This is a genomic window from Psychrobacter sp. UBA3962 (genome assembly GCF_002385225.1).
GTDB lineage: Bacteria > Pseudomonadota > Gammaproteobacteria > Pseudomonadales > Moraxellaceae > Psychrobacter.
Genome location: NZ_DGDC01000033.1, coordinates 26,384 through 41,932 on the forward strand (window position 1 = coordinate 26,384; position 15,549 = coordinate 41,932).

A 15,549-nucleotide genomic window follows, 5' to 3' on the forward strand; every position below is an offset into this window, starting at 1 on the left:
GTCAGCTGATTATTTCTTGCCCAGTGCTCTAATTCTCACCATAGCACGTCGCCAATCCATGGCTGGCATTGAGCTTACTCCAGAAGAATACACGCCTGGTTTTTTAATTGACTTACTAACCAGGGTCATGCCGGTTAATACTACCCCATCTGCAATCTGTAAGTGACCGGCGATACCAACGCCGCCGCCAATCATGCAACTCTTACCTATGATAGTACTACCAGCGATACCTACTTTTCCAGCTATAGCAGTCCCTGCCCCAATTTTTACGTTGTGGCCTACTTGAACTAAGTTATCAATAATAACGTTATCTTCAATAATAGTATCGTCAACTGCGCCTCTATCAATACAAGTTTGGCTACCAATACGGACATTATTGCCAATAATAACACAGCCCAGTTGTACAATACGCTCCCAACCTTCCGTGGCAGTATTAGACATAGGCGCAAAACCAAAGCCTTCAGAACCAATGCTGGCACCGGCATGAATTCTAACCTTATCGCCTAACTGACAGCTATGACCAATGTAGCTATTTGGATATAGCACACAGTCTCTACCGATTATAGAGTATGGCTCAATATGCACCTGTGACTGCAGCCGACTGCCTGAGCCAATTTTTACTTGTTCACCGATGACACAAAAAGGCCCAACATATACCTGCTCACCCAGTTCAGCAGAATCAGCCACCTGGGCTGTCGGATGGATAAAAGTTTGGGAAGGTGTAGCCACAAAGCTGTGCGAACGGTCAAACAGATGTGTGGCACTGGCATAAGCCACGTAAGGTGAAGATACAATTATCGCAGTGCTACCCTCAGGTACTTGGTCCGCATGCGCTGCTGATACCAAGACTACCGCTGCTTTAGTTTCTGATAAAGCTGAAACATAGGCCTGGTCTGCTAAAAAGCTTAGCTGACTGTCACTGGCTTGATCTAGACTGCCAATACCGGTTAACTGGATCTGTAACTGCGCCTCTGTCAACGGTTGTTTATTTAAGATAGGCTGACGAGCCTCGATGGCTGTTAACACTTCAGCAAGGCTTACGGTAGAAGCAGAAGGATTCATAGGGATGCCAGATGTCCTTTTAAGATTTTATTTAAGGGTTTAATTAAAAGAAAGCTCAAAGTTAATAACTTTGAGCCTGTATAAAGCAGTGACAATGAATAATGTCAAAACAGATATTAGCTGTCGACTAACTAGCGATAAACTAGAACGTACTACCAATCTGGAATTGTACTTCTTCAGTCTTATCACCCTCTTTATCACCAAATGGCTTAGCATAGCTTAAAGAGATAGGCCCAATCGGGGTAAACCAAGTAATACCCGCACCGGCACTGTATCTGAAGTCATTGTCTTGCGTTAATAGCGGCGTACCACCAGCCGTCTCGGTAAACTTACCAGTGTCTTTGTTAAACTCAACTATTTTGTCTTCTTTATCGGTAGTATCAAATACTTGACCACCTTCTACGAATAACACCGGACGTACTTGATCGGCCCAATCGCCTTTAAATGGCATAGGTAGAATTAGCTCCGCACCAACGGTTGCCAAAGCGTTACCACCCACCTCTTCGTAAAACTTATACTGATTTTCGTCATCTAAGTTTGAGAAAGATGGAGAAATAGGACCTAGACTAGAAGACTCATAACCTCGAACCGAGCCATAACCCCCAGCATAGAAGTTTTCATAGAAAGGCAGGTCATTACCATAACCAAGCTTAGCATAGCCACGAGCAACGAAATCTTTCGCTAAAGGATAGTAATAGTTACCTCTATAGATTAGCTTCTGGTAAGTCTGATCACCAAACCCTAAGGTAGCATTAACCGTATGGCTCATCCCTTTAGTAGGGAACACAGGACGATCTAGCGTATTGTACTCCCACCCTAATTCAAGGTTATAGGTATTATAATCATTATTGAACTGATAAGAAGAGTTGTCCTTATCATAGGTGCCATCTTCTTTTAACAGATCATAAGCGTTAGAAAGACCTAAATAGCGTCCGCCTTTTACTTCTGTATTGTCGTAGTTGAAACCAGCACTAATACGCTTGGTTTCATCAATTGGATAACTATAGTTTAAATTAGCACCATAAGAATCTAAAACGTATTCACTAACGTTACGATCATCAAGTTTGGTTTTTCTATAGTAACCACTGATCCCTTGTGATACCCCGTTTTCAGTAAAGTACGGGTCGGTGAAACCTAAACTATACGAATCTCGAGTTTGAGAACGAGCTAAAGCGGCATTAACGCGGTTACCCGTCCCCATGAAGTTTCTTTGACTGAAGTCAAGCTGGAAAGTGACCCCACCACTTTGCGAATAACCGGCAGCGATGGTTGAGCTCCCTGAAGGCTGTTCTTCAACACTGATGTTGACATCCACTTGGTCTGGTGTATTGGGAACTGGCTTCACATCAACATTAACTGCTTTGAAAAAACCAGTACGCATTAGGCGCACACGTGAGTTTTGAATTTTCTCACTAGAAGCCAACGCCCCTTCCAACTGACGCATCTCACGGCGCAGTACTTCATCTTCAGTCTTGGTGTTACCGGTAAAGTTAATACGGCGCACATAGACAGGACGGGCAGGATCGATAAAGTAATCGATGTCTACCGTTTTGGTCTCATCATTAATGCGAGGAACAGGACGAACTTGGGCAAAATAATAGCCATCATCGCCATATTGATTTTTTAGGGCACTAGTAGAGGCTTCTAATTTGGCTTGAGAGAACTGCTCACCTGGCTTGAAGGAGATACTTTGTGCCAGCTGTTGCTTGTCATAATTTGGGTTGCCTAAGAAGTTGGTCTCACCAAACTTATACTGCTCCCCTTCGGTCACGCTTACTTCAATAAACACTTTGTCTTTTGAGTCATTGATATTCAAAATGGCATTATCAACACTAAAGTTAACGAAGCCTTCGTTCATATACATTGACTTTAGGTTCTCTAAGCTGGCTGCTAACTTCTCTTTGGCATAGCGGTCTGACTTAGAAAGCAGACGGGTCCAAGAAGTTTCTTTTACCGCAAATACATCTTTGATGTCTTCATCACTAAAGTGCTTGTTACCGATGACGTTAATATCAACCACTTTAGCGGCCTTACCTTCAATAAAGCGTACTGTCAGCTTTACGCGGTTACCGTCTAAAAGCTGTTGATCTACCTCGATATCACTGTTGTAGTAGCCTTGGCCAATATACTGCTGTTGTAGCTCGTTGGCCACGTTTTGCACCGTTGACTGCTTTAAGACGCTACCTACAGAGATACCAGCGTATTTAAGACCTTCTTCTAAGCCCTCTTTTGGAATAAGCTTGTTGCCCTCGAAGTTCACTTCAGCAACGATAGGGCGCTCTACTACATAATAAGTCAAACGTCCATTTTCGTTTTTAGCTTGAATGTTAGCGAAGTCACCAGTGGCATATAAAGCTTGGATACTGTTAGCTAAATCTTGATCGGTTACCGTCTCACCCACATTGGTAGTAAGCAAAGGATATAAGCTTTCCGGAGTTAAACGTTGCAGACCCACAAATTGGACGTCGGTTACTACAGCATCCGCTGCTTGCGCCGATACGGCCATAATTGCTGCAAATGCAGGCACTGCTATTAGTTGTGACATTTTAAATAAAGACGTTTGCATACATACAATCCGTGATTCAAAGAACGTGCTAAAAGTAAGGGGGTTTAATAACTTGTCTTTCACTATGCTTATAGTGAATTAGTGAGCTTATTTCTATTTTATAAAAGTAAAAGGCGGGGCTTAGTGTTATGCCTACCTCGAGTATCAACCCGAAATACCGCCTTACTTACATTAAGTCTATTAAAGCATTAAATCTATTAAAGCATTAAACCTATTAGGTTAATCCAAAATAACTTTAGGTCATTATCAAGATTATTATAAAAAATCTAGACCTTAGGGGAAGAGACTCCCCTATTTTTAGATACAAGCAACTATTTAAAGCTATTAAATTAATAAAATCCAGTATTTTTGTTTAAAAATAACGACTAAAGTCATTAGTTATGGCCAAAATCATAAAGCCAAGAAGCAGCAGGAAGCCAAGATTAAAGCCAACAATCTGCATTCTTTCTGAGACCGGTCTGCCTCGAATCAGTTCTATAAAATAATATAATAAATGCCCCCCATCTAAAACAGGAATGGGCAATAAGTTCAGTACGGCAAGGCTTAGGCTAATAATACCGGCATTGGCCAATACTTGCTCCCAGCTAATCTCGAAGCTTTGCTTACTGATAACTGCAATTGTGATCGGACCTGATAGGTTGTCTAATCCCACTTTACCTGTGATCATTTTACCCATCGAGTTTAGGGTCATGGTCGCCAGTTGACCGGTTTTAGCAAAAGCTTTACCGATAGCAGTAATAGGGTCGTAGGATACCATCGTTTTGTAGTCCTCTGGTACTACAATCTCAATAGGAGCAATACCCGCCCCAATCTGACCATACTGCTGACCCGCTGGACCTTTTTTACCCTGAGGCATAATTTGCAACTGAACTTCACGGCTTTGACCTTGCTCATTTTTTCTAATCACTGTGAAATTAAGCAAGGTTTCAGGATTGTCCCTGATAATACGGGTAACCATTAACCAGTCTTCTACCGGCTCCCCATTAATAGCAACAATCTTATCACCGACCTTCATGCCCTGACGTATAGCAGCCCCTTCTTCTGATAACTGCCCTATCACCGGCTCAACCTTAGGTTGCCAAGGCAGTATTCCCAAGCTGGTTAGCGTGTCTTTGCCAGATTGTGTGCCCTGCATAAAGTTATTAATCGGAACAGCTACTTCACTGCTTTGGGCATAAACTGAAGAGGCTTTTTCCGTAGCAGAGACGTTGGCTGAGCCCTCTGGGTTTCCTGCTACTTGTTGCAGCGCAAGAGAGACGGTGCCCGTCTCTCCCATACGATCAGCCAGACGATAGTTAATCTCTTCCCAGGTCTGTACTTTATGACCATCAACCGCAACAATTTTATCCCCTTTGGGTAAATTCACTGTGGCCGCTGGTGTCTCAGGCAAAATTGATCCAATACGGGTATTTAGCTGCTCGCTGGGCACCAAAAACAGCACCCAAAATAAGGCGATAGCAATGACGAAATTCATCAAGGGGCCGGCGGCAACAATGGCGATCTTCTTCAAAGGATGCTGATTGTTAAAAGCCAAATGCTTCTCTTCTTCAGGCACTGGCCCTTCTCGTTCATCAAGCATTTTCACATAGCCGCCTAGCGGTAAGGCGGAGATGCGATAATCAGTGCCAGTCTTTTTATTGGTCCAACTGGCAAGCTTAGGACCAAATCCGATGGAATAAGTTAGCACTTTAACCCCACATATGCGGGCCACAATATAGTGCCCCCACTCATGTAGTGCTACTAATGGTCCTAAAATAGCCGCAAAAGCAAGAAGGAATAGAGCCAATGTCATTAACTGCGACATTTTTCTACCTCTTGTTGAGCTTGAATCCTAGCTAATTTATCTATAGTTAAAATATCCTCTAAGGTTTTAATATCACCACTAAAGCTATCTGTCTCATCTTTTTTATTAGATGTAACAGAATCTTGCTGATGCATAGTGTCCAATACTCGGCCATTAATCAAGGCAATATCGGTTAAAGAAACTTGCTCTTTTATAAACGCTTCTACTGCAACTTCATTGGCCGCGTTTAAGGCAATGGTCGCGGCCTGCCCAGACTGCATGGCTTCTCTGGCTAATTTTAGACAAGCAAATTTCTGTAAATCAGGCTTAATAAATTCCAGTGCTGATAATTGATATAAATCTAAAGACTTAACCCCAGCACTAATACGATTTGGATAGGCCAAAGCATGAGCAATTGGGGTACGCATATCAGGACTACCCATTTGCGCCAAGAAGCTACCGTCGCAGTATTCAACCATCGAATGGATAATACTTTGTGGATGGATAACCACATTGATTTGCGACTCGTCCAGATCAAACAAATGACAGGCTTCAATCAGCTCAAGTCCCTTATTCATCATAGTCGCAGAGTCTACTGATATTTTTTGACCCATAGACCAGTTGGGGTGCTTAACTGCTTCACTGACACTAGCGCTCTGCATCTGCTCCCAACTTTTATGTAAAAAAGGTCCGCCAGAAGCCGTCAACCACAGCTTTTTGATACCGTAGCAAGCATTATGAATGTGAGTATTTTTTTGCTGTACTTCAGCAGGCAGACACTGGAAGATGGCATTGTGTTCTGAATCTAAAGGCAATAAGGTAGCCCCATTATCTCGAACTGCCTGCATCATCAGACTGCCGGCCATGACCAAAGCCTCTTTGTTCGCTAACAAAATACGCTTACCCGCTTTGGCAGCGGTTAAAGTTGAAGCCAGTCCTGCCGCACCCACAATGGCAGCCACCACGGTATCAACCTCAGTATCTGCTGCGATATCATCTAGACCCGCTTGACCCCCTACCACATCACAGACGAGGTTGGCTTGCTGTAATCGTGAAGCAAAATCCTCTACCTTGTCTTCAGGCACAGCCACTCTACTCGGTTGAAACTTCTGACACAGCTCAAAGAGCTTATCCAATCGACCATGACCTGATAGCGCATAAACCTGATAGTTTTGGGGATGGTCAGCCAATATTGATAAAGTACTGTCGCCAATAGATCCGGTGGCGCCGAGGACAGCGATGCGTTGGGTCATAACTTACCTTTTAAACCATTGCTAGTTTTTATATAAAATAATAATGATGATGGGTGTTTTTTTAAAAATTAATAGCTTAGAGCTAAGTTTATGCTGCTTTAAGCTATATCGGTTTAATCTATATCGTTATAAAGCCAAAGTATTGTAAGGCCCAAAAACCCAAAGCAAAAATTGGCGTGGCGGATAATAAAGAATCAATGCGATCTAATACCCCACCATGTCCTGGTAAAATAGTACCAGAGTCTTTGACCCCTGCACGACGCTTCAGCATAGACTCAAATAAATCACCCAGTACTGAGGCTAAGATAGTCACCAAAGAAAGTAGAACAAATAAAACCAGCTGCATACCCGTGTATTCAAGCATAAATAAGCTGATACCTATTACCACGGCCAGTCCGGTTGCTAGCCCTCCCATTAGACCTTCCACACTCTTATTGGGTGAAACATTAGGAGACATTTTGCGTTTACCAAACTTACGACCCACAAAGTACGCCCCACTATCGGCACACCAGACCAATAAGAACACATACATCAACCACCAAGCAGACAATTGCCACAGATAGAACATGGCACTAATGGCCGCAGTTAAAATAACAATACCCATTACCGATAAGCGCTGGCCATACCAGTTTGTGGAGGTAGGGAATTTAGTGACCCAAGACAATGCCATTAACCAAATGACAATAGCAGCAGCCCACCAAGCAGGCCAGGTGACAGGAAGCAGTAAGGTAGTCATGGTAACGGCAAATACCAATACCACAAATAAAGAGGGGGCACGCCACTTTGGCATTAGCTTGGTCCACTCATGGGAAGCTATTATTATCCCAGTGGCCAATAAAGGGATGAACAGATAAGGCGTATCACTAGCAAATAGTGCGACTCCCACAATCAAGACCAAGATTAAAGCCGTCTTAATGCGTATCCACATACTAGGCACCCTCTTTTATTTTTATTCATGTAATTTAAAGAAACGTGCTTGTGAAGCCCAAGCCCTACGTTTCTGACTCAATTTGTTCACTGGTTTTACCAAATCGGCGCTGACGACGTGAGAATTCAAACATCATCTCATTTAACTCTTTGGCAGCGAAATCTGGCCATAAAGTATTGGTGAAAAATAGCTCAGCATAGGCTGATTGCCATAATAAGAAGTTTGAAATTCGGTATTCACCACCGGTACGGATAAGCATATCTACATCTGGCAAATCCGCTAGCTGAACTTGACCCCCTAAAGCCTCGACTGTTAACTGCTCGGCGCTCATCTCACCTTGTTCAATTTTTTTAGCAAGTTGTTGGGCGGCATTGGCAATATCCCACTGCCCACCATAACTGATAGCAATTACCAAAGTCATTGCCTTATGGTCCGCTGTCTCTGCTTCAGCATCGGCCATCTGTTCTTGTAGTTCTGGACTTAACTGGCTTCTATCCCCAATGAATCTTAAACAAATATTGTACTTCTTCATACGCGGCAACTGCTCACTGATGGTCGCAGAAAGCAGTCGCATCAGTAGCGCCACTTCATCGGCTGGACGTTGCCAATTCTCACTTGAGAAGGCAAAAACAGTTAACACCTCAATGCCCACAGCCACACAATACTCTACCAAAGGGTCTAAAGATTCTTTACCCGCAATATGGCCCTGACCTTTGGCCATGCCATGCGCTTTAGCATAGCGGTTATTGCCATCCATAATTATGGCAATGTGCTTTGGTAACACCGGGGGGATAGGCAAGGAATCGTAAGCGTTTGAGGTTTGTGGCTCAGTCATAATAGTCTTTATCTAGTGTTTTGGGTAGGTTTTGGTCTTATTAGTCTGTATTTATTAACGAGGTATTGTAATACAGACTTAATAAAACCTTATGATTCAAACCTAGCCTGTCAGCCCTAAATATAGAATATTGAGGGATAGCAGACTAGGCTTGATAGGGCTCACTGACTTATTACTAATTGGCTTTTAAGCCTATAATCAGTCTTATACTTCCATTAGCTCTTTTTCTTTGGCTTCAAGCTTACTGTCGATAGAAGCAATGTATTTATCGGTTAGCTTTTGGATATCATCACTGGCACGGCGCTCTTCGTCTTCACTGATTTCTTTTTCTTTCGCCAAGTCTTTTACATCATTCATCATATCGCGGCGGATATTACGCACTGAAACGCGGCTGTTTTCTGCCTCACCACGCGCAAGTTTCTGCATATCACGACGGGTTTCTTCGGTTAAGGCTGGCATAGGAACACGGATCACGTCTGCAGTCATTGGGTTTAAGCCTAAGTCCGCTTCACGAATCGCTTTGTCTACTGCTTGCACCATTGAACGTTCAAATGGCTGAACCAATAAAGTGCGAGAATCTTCAACGTTAACGCTGGCCACTTGGTTAAGCGGAGTATCTGCGCCATAGTAGTTTACCATTACGCCAGATAACATACCTGGATGAGCACGGCCGGTACGTACTTTACTAAAAGCATTTTCCAATGCTTCTAGAGATTTCTTCATACGCTCTTCGCCGTCTTTTTTAATGTCATTAATCATAATTTTTTTCCTTACTCTATAATCAGTTAACAATAGATAATCGTTTAACAATACAACGCTATAAATGTCGCGCCAGTCTTATGGCCATAACTAGTCTTGTGCGGCTAGATAGTCTTGCAGAGATAACTAGTGAAAGACTTTTGTGCCTTCATTTTGACCCATAATAACGTTTAATAACGAGTTGGGTTTATTCATATCAAATACTTGTAAAGGAACGTTGTGCTCACGGCATAGAGCAATCGCTGTTAAGTCCATAACGCCTAGCTTTTGCTCTAAGACTTCATCGAAAGTTAAAGCATCATATTTTTTGGCATCATCATGAATACTTGGGTCTTTGTCGTAAACCCCATCTACTTTGGTCGCCTTGAGGATAACGCCCGCTTCAATTTCAATACCGCGTAGACAAGCAGCAGTATCAGTGGTGAAGAATGGGTTACCTGTTCCTGCCACAAAGATACAAACATCGCCATTTTTTAGGTAACGAATGGCGTTTCTGCTACTGTAACTCTCAGTAACTTCACCGATAGGTAAGGCTGACATCAAACGGGTGTTGATGTTACGGCGCTCTAGAGCATCGCGCATTGCTAAACCATTCATAACTGTGGCCAGCATCCCCATTTGGTCCCCGGTTACTCGGCCCACCAACCCTTCTTTTTGTAGTTGGCTGCCGCGATATAAGTTACCACCGCCAACAACGATACCTACTTGCACTCCCAAACCACATAAATGAGCGATGGCTAGGCTCATTTTATCCAGTACAGAAGTATCAATCCCCATACCTTGTCCGCCAGCTAAGGCTTCTCCAGATAGCTTAAGTAAAATACGTGAGTACTGCGGGTTTTTATCAGACATAAGGCACCTTGCTATATTGTTTGCACTAATTTATTTTCTCTTAACCTGGCTAACCTTTAATTAGTTTGACCATAAATTATGACCCAATGATTAAGCACAGCTAAGATGAAATAAATAGCTAAATAAAAAACTAACTAAAAATTAAGCTAAATTCGGTAAAGTTTACCAAAAAACGCTATCTGCTTATAGTTCTATTTTGATACTAAGGCCGTCCTTTGCTTTCAAAATCATTATCCCTGAAGAAATTTGCTAGCCAGTATAAGAAGCAAATAAGTCATACTCACTGGCTTCATCGATGGTTACGGTGATGATATCCCCTACTTTTAAAGCGACCTGACCGTTTTGTACAATATCATCGACATACACGTGACCATCAATCTCTGGCGCATCGGCGTAACTGCGACAAATGGCAATAAAGTCTTCGTTATCAATCTCATCGACCAATACCGTCATGGTTTTACCCACTTTCTCTTGTAGCTTCTGCTCAGAAATCTGCTGCTGTACCGCCATAAATCGCTCGTAGCGCTCTTGCTTCACTTCCTCAGGCACCGGATTGGGCAAGTCATTGGCCACCGCTCCCTCAATCTCTGAATAGGTAAAACAGCCCACACGGTCAAGCTTAGCTTGTTTCAACCACTCAAGAAGATATTCAAAATCTTCTTCAGTTTCACCAGGGAAGCCTACCACAAAGGTTGAGCGAATCACTATATCGGGGTTAATCTCGCGCCATTTTTGGATACGCGCTAAAGTATTTTCACTGTGTGCCGGACGCTTCATGGCTTTTAACACGCTGGGACTGGCATGTTGTAGCGGGATGTCCAGATAAGGCAATAACCCACCACGATCACCTGGCTTCGCCATTAGCTCAACCACTTTGTCGACGTGCGGATAAGGGTACACATAGTGTAGACGCACCCAAATACCTACTTTGGCGAGTACTTCACAAAGATCAAAGAACTTTGATTTGAGCGGCATACCATTCCAGAAGGTGGTCTTATACTTCAAATCTACCCCATAAGCCGAGGTATCCTGAGAAATAACCAACAGTTCTTTCACTCCGGCTTTCTTCAGGGCTATGGCTTCATTCATCACCTCATCAATAGGACGAGAAACCAAGTCACCGCGTAAGCTTGGAATGATGCAGAAGGTACAACGGTGGTTACAGCCTTCTGATATTTTTAGGTAAGCATAATGACTTGGAGTCAGTTTCACGCCTGCCAAATCAATCAGATCAATCTTGGGATCATAAGCTTTTTTGTCTTTAATCGCTTGAGGCATTGGCGCATGTTTTGAAACTGCAGTAATGACTTCGTCATAAGCGTGAGCGCCCGTTACTGCAAGAACAGCGGGATGCATATCACGGATTTTCTCAGCATCTTTCCCCAAACACCCGGTCACAATCACTTTGCCGTTTTGGCTTATGGCTTCACCGATGGCATCTAAAGACTCTTGTACTGCGGACTCAATAAAGCCGCAAGTATTTACCACCACCAAGTCTGCTCCCTCATAATCTGAGGCCACACGATAACCATCTCGGGTCAATTCAGTAATGATACGCTCACTGTCTACTAGCGCTTTTGGGCAGCCTAATGACACAAAGCCTACTTTTGGGGCAACCGAAGAGCCTGTCGCTGTCTCTTGCTGACTGGCTTGCTGTCCACTTTGTTCGACACTGCGATTTTGATTGTGGTTGGCTTTATGGTGATAAGCACCTTGAGAAGTTGCATCCGGGGTGACTGAGGCACCTGGCACATAAATAGAAACGGAGTCCGCTGGATTTTTGCTTGGCATAGAAAAATACTTTTAAGAGTAGTGAATTGAAAGAGGATAGATTGAAGAATTGCGAGGCAGTGTGTAAACACTAAAATTTGATGTGCATTGTACGAATTTTAGCAACGCTATACTAGCACCAATGCGTTATTCATATGTTTTTCATCTCATTATTAAACTTAGTAAATGCCTAACATTACCCTATCCTTCCTAAATCAGTGAGCTTTATATAGATAAGCTCAACTTGTATGGTGCATATTTTCTTATTCACTACCCACTAATCGCAAAAAAATACATTATTTAGTATTTTCTGCCCTAAAATGTATCAGGAACCTTATTTTATGCACTTATTTAGGTCATATTATTGGATTAGTCTTTTTTATAACGTTATGAGCTCAACAGCTTGGTCTAAAAATAAAACTACATCGCCTATTTAATAGGCCATCTAGATTGGTACTATTCTTGCAACTTTAAACTTGCCTCCTTGACGCTGGAAAAAGTTCTCATATGAAGTCATTACAAGCCCTCTCCTTATTACAAAGCTTATATACCGGTGTCATCTGGGTGGCTGAGGATTTGACCATTCAATGGGTCAACAGCCAAACTGAGCAGCTACTTTCAGTAAGCAAGTCGCGCTTAATAGGGCTTAGCATTTTAGACTTATTAATACCCACTATGAGTGAAGCCAAAGTCATCAAGGCTGATAGCGAAAGCTTAAATCCGTCAGTAGACTCTCAGGCCCAGCTTTCAGAGAACAAATCTTGTGTAGAGGCATCAAGAGACAAGCTAGAAAGGCAGTTTCATAATGCCAAAGAGTACTTACAGCCTTTTATTGAGTACAGTCGCCATATCCGAGGAGTCACCCAGCCGTTATATGTGCATTACAGTGTGACTCCGATGAATCAGGAAGGTAGCTCTTATTACTTGATTGAAATGTGGCAAGGAGACCGTCGAAGCCGACTAGACAAAGAGCAGCGTTTACAAGAGCAACATGATGTTTCTCGTGAAATGCTGCGCTCTGTTGCTCATGAGGTAAAAAACCCGTTGGCAGGCATTCGCGGTGCGGCTCAGTTATTAATTAAGCAAACCCAACACCCTTCTGAAGCCACCAATAACGATGAGAATACTGTTTTAGTAGATGCCAAAAAACTAACTACCTATGCCGGTATCGTTATCAGTGAAACGGACCGCTTAACTAAGCTTATTGAGCAGCTACTTGGCTCAAATCAACTACCAGAATGGCAATCGGTAAATATACATGAGCCTTTAGAGCATGTGTTACTACTAATCCAGTCTCAGTACCCACAGGTTACTATCAAAAGAGATTATGATTTGTCGCTGCCGGAGATTACCGCTGATAAAAATCAACTTATTCAGGTATTTTTAAACCTAGTAAATAATGCCTGTGAAGCATTGTCAGAGCAGGATACGACATTGTTACAAGCTGAATACCAACCTCAATTAACTCTAATTACTCGGATTGAGCATCAATATACCATTGGTGCTCAGCACCACCGGCAAGTAATTCGGATCAGTATTCAAGACAATGGCGCCGGTATTGCTGATGATTTAATCGAAAGAATCTTTTTTCCGTTAGTGACCGGAAGAGCGAATGGTACTGGATTAGGACTGGCTCTGGTACAAGAAATCATACACCGTCATGAAGGGGCGATTGAGGTCAGCTCTCAGCCTGGAGATACCCAGTTTAATGTCTATCTCCCCTTACAGTTAAGCACTCTTCAACACCAATAATAGTCGTGATATAAACCCAAAATATCCTTATAAAAAAGCAGCTTCTATAACTGGACCACATTCATAAAAAATGGAATATATAACATGACAATTAAACACAGCCTGTGGCTAATCGACGATGATCCTGCGCTAAGATTAATCTTAGAAGATACTTTTCAGGATGCTGGCCTTGAAGTACAAGCTTTTAGTAATGCCAAAGGTGCTTGGGCGAAGCTAAACGACATATTGAATGATCATCAAAATCAGGGCCGTCTGCCGGATGTTATCTTAACCGACATCCGTATGCCGATGATGGATGGACTGTCTTTTAGCCAGTGGATGAACAAGAACTTTCCAGACTTACCAGTCATCATTATGACCGCTCACTCCGACTTGAAGTCAGCAGTGGACAGTTATGATACCGGGGCATTTGAATATTTACCCAAACCCTTTGATTTAGATCACGCCGTCACAATTATCAAAAAAGCCATTGGCACTAATCCTAAAGCCTCAACGCTCAAATCATCAGAAGAGAAGCCTGTTGTCGCCTCTAATCCTGCAACTGATGCGTCAGTAACCTTTAAAACAAATAAAACAACGGCTGCTGACTCTGCTGCTATCAAAGCCACAAGACCTTCAAAGCCTGAAGGCGTGCAATCCAGTCCCATTATTGGTCAATCCGCCGCCATGCAGACTGTATTTCGCGCCATAGGACGACTTGCCTCTTCCCCAATTACGGTATTGATTACTGGCGAGTCTGGTACCGGTAAAGAGCTTGTGGCAGGTGCTTTACACCAAAACTCTCCGCGTCAAAAAAAGCCTTTTATTGCCTTAAACATGGCCGCCATTCCTCATGAACTAATAGAGTCTGAGTTGTTTGGTCATGAAAAAGGGGCATTTACTGGCGCTACCACTCAGCGTCAAGGTCGCTTTGAGCAAGCTGATGGCGGGACGCTATTTTTAGATGAAATTGGTGATATGCCTTTTAGCACCCAGACCCGCCTCCTGCGAGTACTGGCCAACGGCGAGTTTTTCCGAGTGGGCGGACAGAAGCCTATTAAAGTCGATGTCCGTATCATTGCCGCTACCCATCAGAACTTAGAGCAGCTGGTCAAAGAGGGTAAATTTCGTGAAGATTTATTTTATCGACTCAATGTGATTCGTTTGCCACTACCCCCACTGCGCGCCCGTCCTGATGATATCCCTGAGCTGATTGAGTTCTTTATGAGCAAGGCAGCCACCGAGATGAAGACCGATAAAAAACAACTATCGCCAGAAGCTCTGCACATTATGCAATCCTTCAACTGGCCGGGTAACGTACGTCAATTAGAAAATGCTTGCCGTTGGATTACCGTAATGGCAACCGGCGAAGTACTGGGTATTGGGGATTTGCCGCCTGATCTTACTGAGTTTGCTCAGCGCTATTTAACCCATCAGCATAAATTAACTGCTGAGCAACAACAGCCACCACTCCATGACTTTGACAACAACTCATCGACTCTAACTGCGTTAGAGATGGCTACGACGCTAACCAGTGAGTCTATTCCATCAAAAGTAGATGACTTTAATAGCCTATCGACAGTTAATTTAGCTACTAAGGCCTATCTGCAAAATCAGCCTACTGATTGGCAAAGTCAGCTACAAATCTGGGCCACTACTGCTTTGAATCAAGGGCAAACTGAAATTTTACAGCTGGCTACCCCCGAATTTGAAAAAGTCTTAATCACAGTGGCTTTAGAGCACACCAAGGGCCGAAAAGGCGAAGCGGCTGATCTACTAGGCTGGGGACGCAATACTTTAACCCGTAAGATAAAGCTATTAGGCATTACTGACAACAGTCGTTCCTGTTAAGGTGCTCTTATGCTGTTTAAAATACTTTTACGGCAAGTAATCGATAATCAATGACTGCTGATAAGCCTTATTTTAGTTAAAATCGCTTTAATTCGACCTATATTGATAAAAAAAGAGAAAAATTTAAAAAAAGGGCTTGCCAACTTATTTAAAATCTAT

The 15,549-nt window shown here is 42.9% G+C and carries 11 protein-coding genes; 2 read left to right on the forward strand and 9 right to left on the reverse strand.

The genetic code is table 11. From position 1 onward, the window contains the following. Nucleotides 1-9 precede the first annotated feature (9 nt). From lpxD to rimO, 9 genes are all read right to left on the reverse strand, one after another. Nucleotides 10-1,062: a UDP-3-O-(3-hydroxymyristoyl)glucosamine N-acyltransferase gene (gene lpxD / locus B3S92_RS08180; protein WP_296204777.1), complete on the reverse strand. Its 1,053-nt coding sequence runs from the start codon at nt 1,060-1,062 to the stop codon at nt 10-12. 142 nt (nt 1,063-1,204) lie between these two features. Then, nucleotides 1,205-3,628, reverse strand: a complete 2,424-nt coding sequence (bamA, locus tag B3S92_RS08185) for an outer membrane protein assembly factor BamA (protein WP_296204780.1) — start codon at nt 3,626-3,628, stop codon at nt 1,205-1,207. A gap of 352 nt (nt 3,629-3,980) precedes the next feature. Then, nucleotides 3,981-5,420: an RIP metalloprotease RseP gene (gene rseP, locus B3S92_RS08190; RefSeq protein ID WP_414707017.1), complete on the reverse strand. Its 1,440-nt coding sequence runs from the start codon at nt 5,418-5,420 to the stop codon at nt 3,981-3,983. Next, complete coding sequence (gene ispC / locus B3S92_RS08195) at nt 5,420-6,664, reverse strand: 1-deoxy-D-xylulose-5-phosphate reductoisomerase (RefSeq protein WP_296204784.1); 1,245 nt, start codon at nt 6,662-6,664, stop codon at nt 5,420-5,422. Before ispC ends, rseP begins: the two co-directional genes overlap by 1 nt. A 118-nt stretch (nt 6,665-6,782) precedes the next feature. Next, nucleotides 6,783-7,592 (reverse strand): phosphatidate cytidylyltransferase, encoded by an 810-nt coding sequence (locus B3S92_RS08200; RefSeq protein ID WP_296204787.1) that lies wholly within the window; start codon nt 7,590-7,592, stop codon nt 6,783-6,785. Nucleotides 7,593-7,656: 64 nt separating this feature from the next. Beyond that, on the reverse strand, nt 7,657-8,427 hold the full coding sequence (gene uppS, locus B3S92_RS08205; protein WP_296204790.1) for a polyprenyl diphosphate synthase: 771 nt from the start codon (nt 8,425-8,427) through the stop codon (nt 7,657-7,659). A gap of 204 nt (nt 8,428-8,631) precedes the next feature. Then, on the reverse strand, nt 8,632-9,186 hold the full coding sequence (gene frr, locus B3S92_RS08210) for a ribosome recycling factor (protein WP_077450641.1): 555 nt from the start codon (nt 9,184-9,186) through the stop codon (nt 8,632-8,634). 126 nt (nt 9,187-9,312) lie between these two features. Continuing rightward, the gene (gene pyrH, locus B3S92_RS08215; protein ID WP_077450640.1) at nt 9,313-10,038 is read right to left on the reverse strand and encodes a UMP kinase; all 726 of its coding nucleotides are present in this window, start codon (nt 10,036-10,038) and stop codon (nt 9,313-9,315) included. A 249-nt stretch (nt 10,039-10,287) separates the two neighbouring features. Beyond that, nucleotides 10,288-11,829 carry a 30S ribosomal protein S12 methylthiotransferase RimO gene (gene rimO / locus B3S92_RS08220; protein WP_296204794.1) on the reverse strand — a complete coding sequence of 514 codons (1,542 nt, stop codon included), beginning with the start codon at nt 11,827-11,829 and terminating at the stop codon, nt 10,288-10,290. Between the two features lie 486 nt (nt 11,830-12,315). Here rimO and B3S92_RS08225 point away from each other — a divergent pair, with 486 nt between their 5' ends. Both B3S92_RS08225 and B3S92_RS08230 read left to right on the forward strand, forming a co-directional pair. Beyond that, complete coding sequence (locus B3S92_RS08225) at nt 12,316-13,560, forward strand: two-component system sensor histidine kinase NtrB (protein ID WP_296204796.1); 1,245 nt, start codon at nt 12,316-12,318, stop codon at nt 13,558-13,560. Nucleotides 13,561-13,644: 84 nt separating this feature from the next. Then, nucleotides 13,645-15,390, forward strand: coding sequence for a sigma 54-interacting transcriptional regulator (locus B3S92_RS08230; RefSeq protein ID WP_296204798.1), 1,746 nt, complete (start codon nt 13,645-13,647; stop codon nt 15,388-15,390). The last annotated feature ends 159 nt before the right edge of the window (nt 15,391-15,549 follow it).